General features: G+C 34.0%; 10 protein-coding genes. 9 read left to right on the top strand and 1 reads right to left on the bottom strand.

Annotation, left to right across the window (positions count from 1 at the left end; translation table 11 throughout):
• Positions 1-41 precede the first annotated feature (41 nt).
• The 5 genes from QY331_08795 (at position 42) to QY331_08775 (ending at position 6,777) form a co-directional block, all read left to right on the top strand.
• Positions 42-1,886, top strand: coding sequence for a fibronectin type III domain-containing protein (locus QY331_08795; protein ID WKZ68050.1), 1,845 nt, complete (start codon positions 42-44; stop codon positions 1,884-1,886).
• The gene (locus QY331_08790) at positions 1,886-5,119 is read left to right on the top strand and encodes a PAS domain S-box protein (protein ID WKZ68049.1); all 3,234 of its coding nucleotides are present in this window, start codon (positions 1,886-1,888) and stop codon (positions 5,117-5,119) included. The genes QY331_08795 and QY331_08790 overlap by 1 nt, the downstream gene beginning before the upstream one ends.
• A gap of 111 nt (positions 5,120-5,230) precedes the next feature.
• A complete protein-coding gene (gene lexA, locus QY331_08785; GenBank protein ID WKZ68048.1) occupies positions 5,231-5,854 on the top strand; it encodes a transcriptional repressor LexA in 624 nt (207 codons plus the stop codon).
• Between the two features lie 16 nt (positions 5,855-5,870).
• Positions 5,871-6,299 carry a secondary thiamine-phosphate synthase enzyme YjbQ gene (locus QY331_08780; protein WKZ68047.1) on the top strand — a complete coding sequence of 143 codons (429 nt, stop codon included), beginning with the start codon at positions 5,871-5,873 and terminating at the stop codon, positions 6,297-6,299.
• The gene (locus tag QY331_08775; protein ID WKZ68046.1) at positions 6,292-6,777 is read left to right on the top strand and encodes a methylated-DNA--[protein]-cysteine S-methyltransferase; all 486 of its coding nucleotides are present in this window, start codon (positions 6,292-6,294) and stop codon (positions 6,775-6,777) included. The genes QY331_08780 and QY331_08775 overlap by 8 nt, the downstream gene beginning before the upstream one ends.
• A 3-nt stretch (positions 6,778-6,780) precedes the next feature.
• Here QY331_08775 and QY331_08770 read toward each other — a convergent pair whose 3' ends face one another.
• On the bottom strand, positions 6,781-7,782 hold the full coding sequence (locus QY331_08770; protein ID WKZ68045.1) for a cation diffusion facilitator family transporter: 1,002 nt from the start codon (positions 7,780-7,782) through the stop codon (positions 6,781-6,783).
• Positions 7,783-8,043: 261 nt separating this feature from the next.
• Between QY331_08770 and nuoE the strand changes: the two genes are divergently transcribed.
• The 4 genes from nuoE to QY331_08750 are packed head-to-tail and all read left to right on the top strand — an operon-like array spanning position 8,044 to position 14,262.
• Positions 8,044-8,532 carry an NADH-quinone oxidoreductase subunit NuoE gene (nuoE, locus tag QY331_08765; protein ID WKZ68044.1) on the top strand — a complete coding sequence of 163 codons (489 nt, stop codon included), beginning with the start codon at positions 8,044-8,046 and terminating at the stop codon, positions 8,530-8,532.
• On the top strand, positions 8,532-10,508 hold the full coding sequence (locus QY331_08760; protein WKZ68043.1) for an NADH-quinone oxidoreductase subunit NuoF: 1,977 nt from the start codon (positions 8,532-8,534) through the stop codon (positions 10,506-10,508). Before nuoE ends, QY331_08760 begins: the two co-directional genes overlap by 1 nt.
• A gap of 20 nt (positions 10,509-10,528) precedes the next feature.
• Complete coding sequence (locus tag QY331_08755; protein ID WKZ68042.1) at positions 10,529-12,262, top strand: NADH-dependent [FeFe] hydrogenase, group A6; 1,734 nt, start codon at positions 10,529-10,531, stop codon at positions 12,260-12,262.
• An 8-nt stretch (positions 12,263-12,270) separates the two neighbouring features.
• Positions 12,271-14,262, top strand: a complete 1,992-nt coding sequence (locus QY331_08750; protein ID WKZ68041.1) for a [Fe-Fe] hydrogenase large subunit C-terminal domain-containing protein — start codon at positions 12,271-12,273, stop codon at positions 14,260-14,262.
• Positions 14,263-14,266 lie beyond the last annotated feature (4 nt).

Raw genomic sequence — 14,266 nt, 5'->3', positions numbered from 1 at the left:
ACTAAATTACCGGAATAAAAAATTAACCGGTATTTATACTCATGATGAAAGTTAAATTCTTACTCGTACTTTCAGTTTTTATACTGTTTTCTTGTGTAGAAAACGTAACTGACTCAACATCAACCAGACCGACAATTCGAATAATCAGCCCAACTTCAGGAGACACTGTGCAAATTGGTTATAATTTAATAGTGTATGAAGCATCGGATTATACAGGTGGTCAAGGTTTGGACCAGTTTGAGGTAATTATTGAAAGTGTAAATGGAAGGTTTGTTGAAGTCTATGAAGCTGATCAAGGATCTAATACTGATATCTATTTAAATGTAGATTCAACTTTACTCGGTACTAAAATCGATTATTTTGTGAATGTCCGAAATGTTGAAGGCACTTATGCTACCAGTGAAGTTCAAAAAGGATTACCTGTTGTTCTAACATTGGAAGCACCTCCGGCGCCAACCAATTTAATTTTTACAAAAATATCAACAGGTTCGGGTAATCTATCTTGGGATGATAATTCAAAAACCGAAGATAATTACGAACTTTGGAGAAGAGTTGGTACTACCGAAGAATATAATTTATATAAAACCTTGCCGCAAAATACAATCAGTTTTAATGATAATGGATTATCAGAGCTTCTAGTTTATTATTATAAAGTAAGAGCAATCAATAAATATGGTGAATCTCCTTTTAGTAATGAAATAAGCTCAAAAGGCGGAGAAGCGTTTAATTTACAAGCTGTAGCTTTAGGCGCAAATCAAATATTACTTACTTGGGAAAGCGATGAAGTAAACATACTCGGATTTAAAATTCAGCGGACAAATCCAACGACTGGAAATTATGAGCAAATAGCAGTGGTTGCCCCTTCAGTAAGAGAATATACTGATAAGAGTTTACTTGCTAGTACAACATACTCATATAGAATAGCATCTTTTACAAGCACATCTCAAAGTGCTTGGTCAAATGTTGCTTCAGCAACAACAGCATCGGCGGATGTACCGGCTCCCACTAATCTAATTGCAGAGTTTGATTCTGAAGAAAGGAAAGTAATTGTTCGCTGGACTGACAATACAGATCAAGAAATTGGAACTTATGTAGAAAGACGTGAGGGAAATACCGGCAACTTTGTTCAAATAGGCAATACAACTGCGGATATAAATATATTTAAAGATTCCACTTATAATACAGAGACCACTTATTATTATAGAGCTCGTCATAGAACAGTTCAAGGATTTTATACTCCGTACAGCAATATTGACGATGTATATATTCCACTTTTGCCGCCATCAAAACCTACAACATTACAGATTTATGAAGTGCTGGGAAGTAGCAACCAGTTTTCTCTAGTATGGACAGATAATTCAAATGATGAGGATGGTTTTACTGTTTTTATTAAAGTCGGTAGTTCCGGAACATATACTTCATATGCAAATTTTGCAGCTAAATCAGGAACTGGAATATATGGAACAACAATATCAGTTCCTGATGCAAATTCTAACGAATACTTTTTTAAAGTCAGAGCATTTAAGGGAAATCTTAACTCAGATTTCTCAAATGAAGTTAGTACAAGAGGAAATACGGGAACAATTGTCCTAACAATTCCTTCAAATGCTATAACTCCGAATACTGCAGTTTTATTATGGCAAGACATTTTTGAAAATGAGTTTGTTTACTTTATTGAAAGGAAACGATTGTCCTGGCCTTCTGAAAGTGAATTTAGTGTTGTTGGAACAATCGGTGGTGCGGTAAATTCCGGAGCTACAATATCATATACTGATCGTAATTTGGATCCAAACACTCAATATGTGTTTCGTGTAAGAGCTTTACTTAACACTCAACAATACTCTAATTACTCAAATGAAGTAACAATAACAACTCCTTTTAACTAATGACTGTTGATAAAAACATATTGTCGATTTTAGAAAACTTAATTCCTTTTCCAACATTTATTTTAGATGATGACGGACGAATTGTTGATTTCAATCAAAAAGGTAAAAAATTCCTACCGGATGTAACATTCAACACAAGTATTTTTGAAGTGCTCGATAAAGAATTTACTACTGTATTAGAAAGATTACTTTATGAAGCTAAGAACTATGATAAAAGTGTTAAAGAAAATGTGCTAGTACAGAAAGGGGAGAACAATGAGGAATTTGAAGTTGCAGTGACTCCTTTTACTGATAATGTACAAAAAACATTTATAACTACAGTTAGGTTGATAATCGGCGGTAAAGGAAAAAAAGAACTGCAGCGTTTTACAATTGTTACTGAAGAGATCGATAAAATTGTACACGATGAAGATTTGTTTGAAATTATTAAATCTGTAAAGTCGGCATTCCCTTTTACTTTTATCGGGAAAGCGAAAATCCAAAAACAAATTGATATGCTTGAGGGATTTTTTTGGATTAAAGATAATTCAAGAAGATATATTCTTGTTAATCAAAAATTTGCTAATGTACTAGGAGTAAAATCTAAGCAATTAGAAGGACGCTTTGAAAAGGATGTTCTTCCTCATTTCCAAAATAAATTATACTCTACAATTGATTCTTATATTAATGAAACTACTAATTCTGTAATAATTGAAGCAACTTCTTCTGTATCACCTTACGGAGATCAACCGTATGAAGTTTTAGAGTTCCCGATACTTGATATAGATAATAATGTTGTAGCAATCGTAGGTATTTCACAAAGAGTTAAAACAAAATCATCTTCGGTAGACACTTCGAATAAACTCAGTTTTGATCTAGTAAAAGATCTTGGTCTAAAGTATTTAGTAACGGACAGTAGAGGAAGAATAATTTCTTACGATGAAAAAGTCCGGACATTCTTCCATTCGTCGCAAGATATTACAAATCAAAATATTTCTGATTTATTTGAAGACGATAATATTAGACAAGAACTTACGAATTTTCTAAAATCCCAAAACAATAAAATAGTTCTGAAATTTTCTGAAAGCATTGAATTAAATGTATTGCGGTTGCAAAATGAAAGAGAAAAGGAACCAAAAATTCTTTTGCTTTTTAATGACCAAAACAATTTAGATCCAAAAACTGCGGGGATATTAAAAATGTACGACGCAATAATGAAAATCAGTCCACAGCCAATGTTTATATATGATATAGAAAATTTAAAATTTCTTGAAGTAAATGATGCGGTTGTGAAGTTGTACGGTTATTCAAAAGATGAACTACTAAATATGGATCTAACCGATCTCTATTCACCGGAAGATATCCAAACCTTATTGGAATCCACCAACAAGAAATCGCAATCTAACGATTTCACTGGTCCGTGGCGGCATAAAAAGAAAGACGGAACTTCGATATTTGTCGAGATCAGCAAATCACAATTAGAATTTAAAGGTAAAAGTGCACACATAAATATTGTCAGAGATGTTACTGAAGACATTAAGCAGAACAAAAAAATAAAACTATTCAAATCTGCATTTGAAAATAGCAGTGATCTTATTTTTATCTCTGATAGTGATGGTTTTATTACATACGCAAATGAATCTGTAATAAGAACACTTGGCTATACAAAGCACGATCTTGACAAGAAACCATTTCTGTCTTTGTTAAAAGATGATGAGAGAGCTGATTTTAACAAGAATATTATTCACTCAACATCTAAAGAAACAAAGAAAATTAAAACAGAAATTAAGAATTCATCTTCTGAATTAGTTGAAGTATCCTTTACTGCAACACCTATTCATGAGTATAATGGGGAACTCGAGTCTATTGTACTTATTGGTAGAATAAAACAGCAACAAGTAAAAATTGTAAATGAACAATCTACTATTTCAAGTAGTAAAGGAGTTGACCCATCGTTTTTATCCAATGTGTTTCATGAAATTTTAACTCCGATCAATGTAATTCTCGGTTTTGTCCAGGAAATTAATGACGGGCTAACAAATCCAAGTTCCGAACAAGTTGAAGCAATTGATATTATAAAAGAGAATCAAAAGTTATTACTGCAAACTATGGACACGGCAGCTGAGTATTCGGCACTTGAGGATAATAAAATTCAATTCAAACCCGAAGAGATTGTCTTTGTCGATCTATTGGAAGAAATACAATCCACAACTGAAAGAACAGCGAAGACCAATAGTCTGGAACTTACTTATGGAAAAATTTCATCTTCTTTAAAACTGACGACGGACAAACATCATTTCGTAATTTTAATCACTCAGTTTTTAAAATATGCGATGCAAATAAGTAAGGAAAACAAAATTTATCTTTCGGCTTACACCTATGGTAATGATCAGTCGATAGTTAGTATAAAAGATAAACGCGACGGTATTACACCACATTTATTAAACGGATTAACAGATATTTTCACAAAGGATGAAGACTCAATTCGTAAAAGCCATGGTTTTTCACGAATAACAACAAAACTCTTTAGAAAATTAATTATCGCACTAAATGCTCGATATGAAGTAATTAGTAAAGATGATAAACCGATTGAGTATGGGATTATTTTCCCGGATATTTTAGAAATAGAAGCTGCTGAAATTGAAGATGAATTTACTGCTGCCGTTAAAGAAAGAGAGAAACAACTTAAAGAATTAGAAGAAAAACAATCAATAAAAGATAAAAAGGAAGCAGACACAGCTCAAAAAGACGTTAATATAAATGTCCATGTCACATCAACACCGGCTGAAGAACCCAAACTTGAAACACCGGTAATTCCAAAGGAAATTAAAAAAGAAGTAAAATCCGCACCAGTAATTCAGCAAAGTCGTGATAGAAAAGAGGTTAATCTTGTCTCTCTAAAATGTTTATATGTAGAAGACCAGATTGATTCTCAGATTCTATTCAAAGTGCAAATGAAAGAATTAGAAGAAATCGAATTTGCCAAGAGTTTTGAGGAAGCACTTCCTAAAATAAAGAGTAAAGAGTTTGATTTTATTGTCATGGACATTAATCTCGAAGGTGAATATAACGGTTTGGATGCACTAAGAATTATTCAAAAATTACCCGGCTATCATAATAAACCTATAATTGCAGTAACAGCATACGTTCTGCCGGGAGATCGAGATAAATTTATTGCTGCTGGATTTAGCGACTTTATTTCCAAACCTATCTTAAAAGATAAATTAGTTGATGTTTTGGAAAAAATTCTCTGATTAATATTAGTATATAAAAGAATTTGAAGCGACTTCTCTTAAGTCGCTTTTTTTTTGTTTGACAATAAAAATATTACTCACTAAGTTATACCATACAAATGTATGGTATAAGTGAAAGCCGGACTAACTAAAATTCAGAAACAGATATTAGATTTTATTATCGATAATAAATCTAATTTTGGTATGCCACCAACATTAGCAGAAATAGCAAATCATTTTAAATATAAAAATAGAGCGACGGTTCAACAGCATTTGAAGGCTATTGAAAGGAAAGGCTATCTTAAAAGGAATCCCAAAATATCTAGGGGTATAGAACTCACTCTTGATGAAAAGTTTTTTATTCCGAGGCCGGTGATTGGTGAAGCGGCAGCAGGTAACCCACTGGTTGTTTATCCGGATTCAATCGATACGATTCAATTACCTACTATTGCTCGTATTCCGAAAGAATCGTTCCTTGTTAAAGTAAAAGGGGATAGTCTAAAGGATGCATACATTTTTAATGGTGATATAGTGATTGTTGATCCAAGTTTGCAGCCAAAAAATGGCGATTTATCCATTATTGTTTTAGATGATTCCGCAGTAGTGAAAAGATTTTTTAAAAAAGCTAACTCTTTCGAATTACATTCTGAGAATCCGGATTATGATGCGATTGTTGTGGATATAAAGCACCATAATTTTAGAATTGTTGGTGTTGTGATCGGTATTTATAGAGTGATTCATAAAAAAGTAATTTAGAGTGGAGTGGGGAATTATGTGGATCCAAAAAGAATTTGGGTTGAAACCAAGAAGAAGAGGATTTCATTTAATAACTGATGAAATTCTAAAAAACTGTGAAGAAATACATAAAGTAAAAGTAGGTCTATTGCATATTTTTATTCAACATACTTCTGCATCGTTAACATTAAATGAAAATGCTTCGTCCGATGTAAGGAGTGATATGGAAAAACATTTTAATAATATTGTACCGGAAAATGCTCCATATTACCAACATACATTTGAAGGAGCAGATGATATGCCGGCTCATATTAAATCATCAATTTTAGGAGCATCTTTGACAATACCAATCAAAAATGGAAGTTTAAATATGGGAACGTGGCAAGGTGTCTATCTTTGCGAACATAGAAATAATGGCGGAGCACGAAGATTAATAATAACAATTAATGGTGAATCAAATGAATAGGGCAATACTAAACTCACCTGTTGGATATTTAGAGATTGTTGAAAATAATGATGCTATTATTAAGATTAATTATCTTGAAGAACATGTTATAATTAAAGAGAATAAATTATATTATCTAAACAAAACTATAGCTCAAATTAATGAGTATTTTAAAGGAAAAAGAAAGCAATTTGACTTAAAATTAAAACCGGAAGGAACCGATTTTCAAAAAGAAGTATGGAAAGAGGTATTAAAAATTCCATTTGGAGAAACAAGATCTTATCAAGAAATTGCAGATAATTTGGGTGATCCCGGAGCAGTACGTGCAGTAGGAAATGCTAACGGACATAATCCTATTCCCATTTTAATACCGTGCCACCGTGTGATTGGTTCGGACGGAAAATTGACTGGTTATTCTGGGGGTATTAGCAGAAAAGAATGGCTTCTTAAACATGAATTAACTTTTTCTGATGCTGAGATGCAATTAGGTTTATTTTAGCTACTAAGTATCATGAGATTTTGCTTCTATTGGATCACCGATGAGTTTTTCCGTCGTCCATTCCATATCTATCATATTTTCTTGTTGTCTCTTCGCACAAGGTTCATAAGTACAATACTTGCATAATTCCGGGTAACAATAGTCAAAATGTATTCTGACCTGAGCTTCGGGAAAAATATTATTCAAATTATCTACTATAGTTTCTTCTTCGTGATGTGAAGTTTTTATTTCAAAGTAGTATGGAATGGTAAGATGAAAATCTATAAATACTTTTTCAGCCGATTTCCAAAATCTTAAATGATGTATGTCAATCCAATATGTGTTTCGCATTTGTGAGATATTACTAACTATTTTTTCTAAAGTCTCGGGATCAGTTTCATTCATTAAACCTCCTATCGATTCTCGCACTAATCTAGAACCCGTAACTAAAATGTTAATAGCAACCCCAATAGCAAATAGAGGATCGAGAAGATAAAAATCCGTAATTAGTACTAATGTTAAACCTATAATTACACCTATGCTCGTATATGAATCCGTCAACACGTGTTTGCCATCCGCAACTAAAGCTAAAGAATGAGTTTCTTTACCCTTACGTATCAAGTAAAAACCTAAGTAAAGATTTATTACTCCGGCAACTGCAATTATAATTGTACCTATTGAAAGTTGTTCTGGTCTTGCTCCAACAACAATATCTTCAACGGATGTGTATATAATTGTAAATGCTGCAATCACAATTAGAAGTCCTTCAACTCCTGCTGAAAAGTATTCAATATTTCCGTGTCCGTATAGATGTGATTTATCCGGTGGGCGGGAACTTAATATAATACTATATAGAGCCATAGATGTAGCAGCGACATGCACAACCGATTCAGCTGCATCGGAAAAAATTGCACTTGAACCGGTGATTATATAAGCAGTTATTTTTGCAGCGAACATTCCGAAACCGACAAATAAAGATATAAGAGCCGCTTTTTTCTTTAATTGGATATTTTCGTTCTCATTCATAGTAAATAGCTAAATAATTTTTGAATCCGGAGTAAAGATACCCAAAATTAACATTAACTTGATAATTTGTTTTTAGTGAACAAATCTAAATATTTTCGACTAATTGAGAAATAATTCTCTAATATTCCTAAATCTAGGAATGAAAATGATCGAGAATGAAAGAATATATTGCGAAAAATATCTCTATATAAACTATCTCATTTTGAATCCGAAATGGCACATTTCTTGTCAAAATAATAGAAAATCAACACAGGTACCGAGATGCACAAGCAAATATTTGAACATTTCCCTAAAAAAGATAGAAGTAATTTAATAGCACTACTTCAAGAAGTACAAGAAGTTTATGGCTATCTGCCTGAATCAGCATTACAAGATGTTTCCGATTTTGTGGGTATGCCACTGAGCGGAGTTTATGGAGTGGCTACTTTTTATAATCAATTTCGTTTGACTCCGCTCGGTAAAAATGTTATTCGTGTCTGCAGAGGTACAGCTTGTCATGTTAAAAACTCAGCAAATATTTTAACAGCCTTAGAAACTGAACTGGGAATTACCGCAGGTGGAACTACACGCGATAAATTATTCACTTTAGAAACTGTGGCTTGTATTGGAGCTTGTAGTATTGCACCTGTAATTAATGTTAATGAAGAATATTATGGTAGAATTGCGGTAAAAGAAATATCCAAAATTTTAAATAAATATAAAAACGCAGCTAAACAAGATAATATGAAAAAAGAGACTGTGAGTGCATGATGAAATCTTTTCTTGAAATACAATTTAATAATGGTTATCACTCGCCTGAAAGACCAATTAATGAATTTATAACGCATTGTACGGACGAATCGTTAAGCCCATCTCAAAAAGATATTATTTTGGATTATAACCGGAGATTAAGATACGAAATTCATGATTTGCCGATTATTTTCATTGGAATGGGAACTTGCGGATTAGCTTCAGGTGCCGATAAGGTAAAGCTAGCCATTGAAGAGGAGCTGACAAAGAAAAACTTGAAAGCTATTATTGTTCCAACGGGTTGTATAGGCTATTGTGCAAAGGAAGTTCTTGTAGATATAAAATTGCCGGATGAAGAAAGAATTTGTTATTGCGAGGTAACTCCAAAAGATGTCCCTGAATTAATTCAAACAGCAATCGTAGAACAGGACATCCACAAGGAAAAATTATTAGGGACACATGGCGAGGGTAAAAGTGGTGTAAGAAGAATTAATGATATCACTTTCTTCAGAAAACAAAAAAGAATCGTTCTAGAGAACTGTGGAATAATAAATCCAGATTCTATTGACGAATTTATCTCAAGAGGCGGATTTAAAGGATTAGATAAAGCGCTTAGATTAATGTCACCCAAAGAAGTTGTAAAGGAAATTTTAGAAAGTGGACTAAGAGGAAGAGGCGGTGGGGGATTCCCAACTGGTAAAAAATGGGAGATGGCATTTAATAATAAAGCTGATCAAAAGTATTTAATCTGCAATGCTGATGAAGGTGATCCGGGCGCTTTTATGGATCGTTCAATTTTGGAAAGCGATCCTTATAGACTAATAGAAGGAATGATAATCGGCGCTTACGCAATAGGTGCAAGTTATGCTTATATCTATTGTCGTGCTGAGTACCCACTTGCAATTAAACGTTTACAAAATACTATAGATAAATGTAAAGAATATGGTTTACTCGGAAAGAACATACTGAATTCCGGATTCGATTTAGAAATCAAAATTAAAAAAGGTGCGGGCGCGTTTGTCTGTGGTGAAGAGACAGCATTGATTGCTTCAATTGAAGGTAAGAGAGGAATGCCGAGACCGAGACCTCCTTATCCCTCAGATTCCGGACTCTGGGGTAAACCAACCATTATTAATAACGTGGAAACTTTCGCAAATGTTTCGGCAATTATTTCTAAAGGTGCAGCTTGGTTCTCTTCAATTGGAACCGAATCATCTAAAGGAACTAAAGTATTTGCTCTAAGTGGTAAAATTGAAGTAAGTGGATTAGTTGAAGTCCCAATGGGAACAACTCTCCGAGAAGTTGTTTTTGATATCGGTGGTGGAATACCGGATGGAAAAAGATTTAAAGCCGTTCAAATTGGAGGACCTTCAGGCGGATGCTTACCGGATGAAGTTATGGATACATCTGTTGATTATGAGTCGTTGAAGATGGTTGGTGCAATGATGGGTTCAGGCGGTTTTGTTGTTATGGATGAAGATACATGTATGGTTGACGTTGCTAAATATTTCTTAACATTCATCCAAAATGAATCATGCGGTAAATGTGTTCCTTGCAGAGAAGGAACAAAAAGAATGTTGGAAATAATCGAACGAATTCCAGTTGCATACAATGGTAACGGAAATAAACTTGCACAATTACAAAGATTTAAAGGAATTATTCATTTACAAAGATTAGCAGATGTTATAAAAGACACATCATTATGCGGTTTAGGTCAAAGTGCACCAAATCCGGTTTTATCCGGTTTACGTTATTTCAAAGATGAATATGAAGAACATCTATATGAAAGAAAATGTACTTCGGGAGTTTGTAAAGAATTGTTGGTTTACACTGTTAATACAGAAATATGTAACGGATGTGGATTGTGTGCAAGAAAATGTCCGAGTGATGCAATTATTGGTGAGAAGAAACATCCTTATCACATCATTGAATCAAAATGTATTAAATGCGGTATGTGTGTTGAAACATGTCGTTTTGAAGCAATTATTGTCAATTAAAATTGTCGAAGGAAAATATCATGGTTGAATTGACCATTAATAATATTAAAGTAAAAGCAGAAGAGGGAATGACCATTCTAGATGCGGCTAAATCAGTTGGAATCAATGTCCCGACTTTGTGCCATATGAAAGATTTATTCCCAACCGGCGCATGTAGGTTATGCGTTGTTGAAGTTGACGGAATGCGCGGGTTGACTCCGAGTTGTGCGTATCCCGTTTCGGAAGGAATGAATGTTCATACAAATTCTGCTCGTGTTAGAATTGCTCGTAAAACTATTGTTGAGCTTCTTATTGAAAATCACCCGCAAGATTGTTTAGTATGTGTTAGAAATAAAAATTGCGAACTGCAAGATCTTTCGGAGACTTATGCAATTCGGGAACATAGATTTGTTGGCGAGCATAAAGACCATGCAATTGATATTTCCAGTGCTTCAATGGAACGTGATCCGGCTAAATGTATTCTCTGCGGCAGATGTGTTCGTGTATGTAATGAAATTCAAAAAGTCGGTGCAATTGATTTTACTAACCGTGGATTTAGCAGTAATGTTACAACCCCGTTTAACAAAGGATTGAACATAAGTGATTGTATTCTTTGTGGACAATGTATTTTAGCATGCCCAACTGCGGCACTCCGCGAGAAAAGTCATGTTAAAGTTGTTGCGGCAGCCACAAATAATAAACACAAGTACCCAATTGTTCAAATAGCTCCAGCAGTGAGAGCTAGTTTGGGTGAAGAATACAATCTTCCGATGGGCAAAAATGTAACCGGACAACTTGTAACCGGTTTACGCAGACTTGGATTTAAAAAAGTCTTTGATACTAATTTTGCAGCGGATTTGACAATAATCGAAGAAGCCTCAGAATTCATAAATAGAGTTCAAAACGGTAAAACTCTCCCTATGTTTACTAGCTGCTGCCCAGGTTGGGTTAAATATGTTGAACAAAACAGACCAAATCTTCTTCCTCATATTTCAACTTGTAAATCTCCGCACGAAATGGAAGGCGCAGTTCTAAAAACATACTATGCTAAGAAAATGGGTATTGATCCAAAAGATATTTTTGTTGTATCCATCATGCCTTGTACCGTTAAAAAATTTGAAGCTGAACGACCGGAGCTGACAGAAGAACACCTACAAGATGTTGATGCAGTTTTAACTACAAGAGAATTGGTTCGAATATTCAAAATGGCTGGAATTGATTTTGAAGATTTACCAGAAGATGAATTTGATAATCCGCTTGGCGAATCAACCGGTGCTGCCGCTATATTTGGTACTTCCGGTGGTGTAATGGAAGCTGCTGTTAGGACAGCTTACTATAAGTTAACAGGAAATAATTTAGATAAAATGGAATTGGAGGATTTACGAGGAACTGAAGGTGTAAAAGAATCATCAATCAAAATAAATGATCAAACTACAATTAATGTTGCAGTTGTAAATGGGATTGGAAATGTTGCGCCAATACTCGATGAAATTGAAGCCGGAACATCTAAGTATCATTTTATTGAAGTAATGGCTTGCCCGGGTGGATGTATAAATGGTGGTGGACAACCTATCCATCAAAGACCGGAAAAAATTCGCAAACGAGTTCAAGTTTTATATCAAATAGATGCTAATGCAAAATCTAGAAAATCACATGAGAATGAATCGGTTAAAAAACTTTATGATGAATTTTTAGTTGAACCTAACGGACATAAAGCTCATGAGATTTTACATACATCTTATATGGATAGGAAAAAGTTACTTAAAAAAAGTTGACCAATATTATGGTTGGAATTGTTTCAACAATAGGGCAGAGATGTAAAAGATGCTATTCATGCGTACGTGAATGTCCTGCGACCGCTATTCGTGTGGAGAATGGTCAAGCCGTTGTTATTGCCGAAAGATGTATAAGCTGCGGACATTGTGTAAAAGTTTGCTCTCAAAAAGCAAAAAAAATATTAAGTGATAAAGAAAGAGTATTATTCGATCTTATTCCATCCCACAAAACCATTGCAATATTTGCGCCTTCAATTGCTGCCTCATTTCCGGAAGCATATTCAAAGATTCCTGCTGCATTAAAGAAAATTGGTTTTGAAAAAGTTTGTGAGACTGCCTTTGGTGCTGATCTTGTTGCAAAATTATACAAGGAAGAATTTGAAAAGGTAAATGGAAAGACTATAATAAGTTCCCCTTGTCCCGCAGTAAATAATTATATCGAAAAATATTTTGTTGATCTTGTTCCACATTTAGCAAAGATCGTTTCTCCAATGATTGCGATGGGAAGATACCTTAAAGAAACTGAAGGTAATCATTGCAAAGTTGTTTTTGTTGGCCCTTGTGTCGCAAAAAAAAGTGAATATATTGATCCTGAAGTTGAAAATGAAATTGATGCTGTCCTGACCTTTACCGAATTGAAAGAGATTTTCGATGAACTAAAAATTGATCTTACTTTAATGGAAGATCAAGATTTCGATCCACCGTATGCTAACTTCGGCAAATCATTTCCTCTAACCGGTGGATTACTAAAAACAGCCGAAATATCTTCGGATGTGCTTGCTAGAAATGTAATAGTTGTTGACGGAAAAGAAAAAGTGGTGTCAATAATCAAGGACATTTCAGAAAATAAAATCAAATCAAAATTTGTTGATATACTTTTTTGTGAAGGCTGCATAAACGGACCGGCGATTGATACTGATCTGAACTATTACTCAAGACGAGAAAAAGTCGTTGAATTTATTGATAAGAACTTACAAAATATCGATAAGCGGGTTTGGAAATGTGATATCTATAATAGTCGTCACATAGATTTTACAAGAAACTTCCATCCTAAATCACAAAGACGACCAATGCCTTCGGAAGAAAAAATTAAAGAGATATTATCACGAACAAATAAAATCGAGAAGAAAGATGAATTGAACTGCGGAGCATGTGGTTATCCTTCTTGTCGCGAATATGCTATAGCCATTGCTAAAGATTTAGCGGAAGAAGATATGTGTCTTCCATATCTAATTGAAAAACTTGAGAATGCTTATACAGATCTCAAACAAACACAAGAGCAATTACAAAGTGCAGAAAAACTAGCTTCAATTGGCCAATTAGCAGCCGGAGTAGCTCATGAAATTAATAATCCGCTAGGCACAATTATTCTCTATGCCGCTATGCTTAAAAGAGAAGTTGAATCGAAAAAGTGTAATGTGACAAATCCTGATGACTACACGATGATTATTGACGAAGCAAACAGATGTAAGAATATTGTATCCAATTTATTGAATTTTGCAAGACACGGTAAACTTAAAATTACATCAGTGAACCTTCCTAAAATAATTGATGAAATTGTTCGATCAATAAAAATTAATCCATCTTTTAAGGATGTGATTCTCAACATAAATAACAATTGTACTGATGAAATTATTAGTGCTGATCCGGATCAAATTAAACAAGTTTTTCTGAATGTTATTACAAATGGATGTGAAGCACTTGAAGAATCCGAAATAAAAAATCTTACAATAAATCTTCGCAACGATGACACAATAATAATTACCGAAATAATCGATACTGGCTGTGGAATTCCTGAAGAAAATATGAAGAAACTTTTTACTCCATTCTTTACAACCAAAAAAATGGGAAAGGGTACCGGTCTTGGTTTAGCGATAACTTATGGTATAATCAAAATGCACAGAGGTGATATTGCTGTTAAAAGTAATCAATCTCACGGCAGTATTTTTACAATTAAACTTCCGCTTGAAAAATCAGAAAAGCGTATTATGATGAATTAGGAGA

The sequence above is a fragment of the Melioribacteraceae bacterium genome, assembly GCA_030584085.1.
In the GTDB taxonomy this organism is placed as follows: Bacteria; Bacteroidota; Ignavibacteria; order Ignavibacteriales; family Melioribacteraceae; genus SURF-28.
This window is presented reverse-complemented; position numbering and strand designations above follow the sequence as displayed.

Bases quoted from the DNA above. Each gene is read 5' to 3' on its own strand.
- QY331_08750 (WKZ68041.1), top strand. From the start codon at position 12,271: ATGGTTGGAATTGTTTCAACAATAGGGCAGAGATGTAAAAGATGCTAT.
- QY331_08770 (WKZ68045.1), bottom strand. From the start codon at position 7,782: ATGAATGAGAACGAAAATATCCAATTAAAGAAAAAAGCGGCTCTTATA.
- QY331_08790 (WKZ68049.1), top strand. From the start codon at position 1,886: ATGACTGTTGATAAAAACATATTGTCGATTTTAGAAAACTTAATTCCT.
- QY331_08780 (WKZ68047.1), top strand. From the start codon at position 5,871: ATGTGGATCCAAAAAGAATTTGGGTTGAAACCAAGAAGAAGAGGATTT.
- nuoE (WKZ68044.1), top strand. From the start codon at position 8,044: ATGCACAAGCAAATATTTGAACATTTCCCTAAAAAAGATAGAAGTAAT.
- QY331_08755 (WKZ68042.1), top strand. From the start codon at position 10,529: ATGGTTGAATTGACCATTAATAATATTAAAGTAAAAGCAGAAGAGGGA.
- QY331_08795 (WKZ68050.1), top strand. From the start codon at position 42: ATGATGAAAGTTAAATTCTTACTCGTACTTTCAGTTTTTATACTGTTT.
- QY331_08775 (WKZ68046.1), top strand. From the start codon at position 6,292: ATGAATAGGGCAATACTAAACTCACCTGTTGGATATTTAGAGATTGTT.
- QY331_08760 (WKZ68043.1), top strand. From the start codon at position 8,532: ATGAAATCTTTTCTTGAAATACAATTTAATAATGGTTATCACTCGCCT.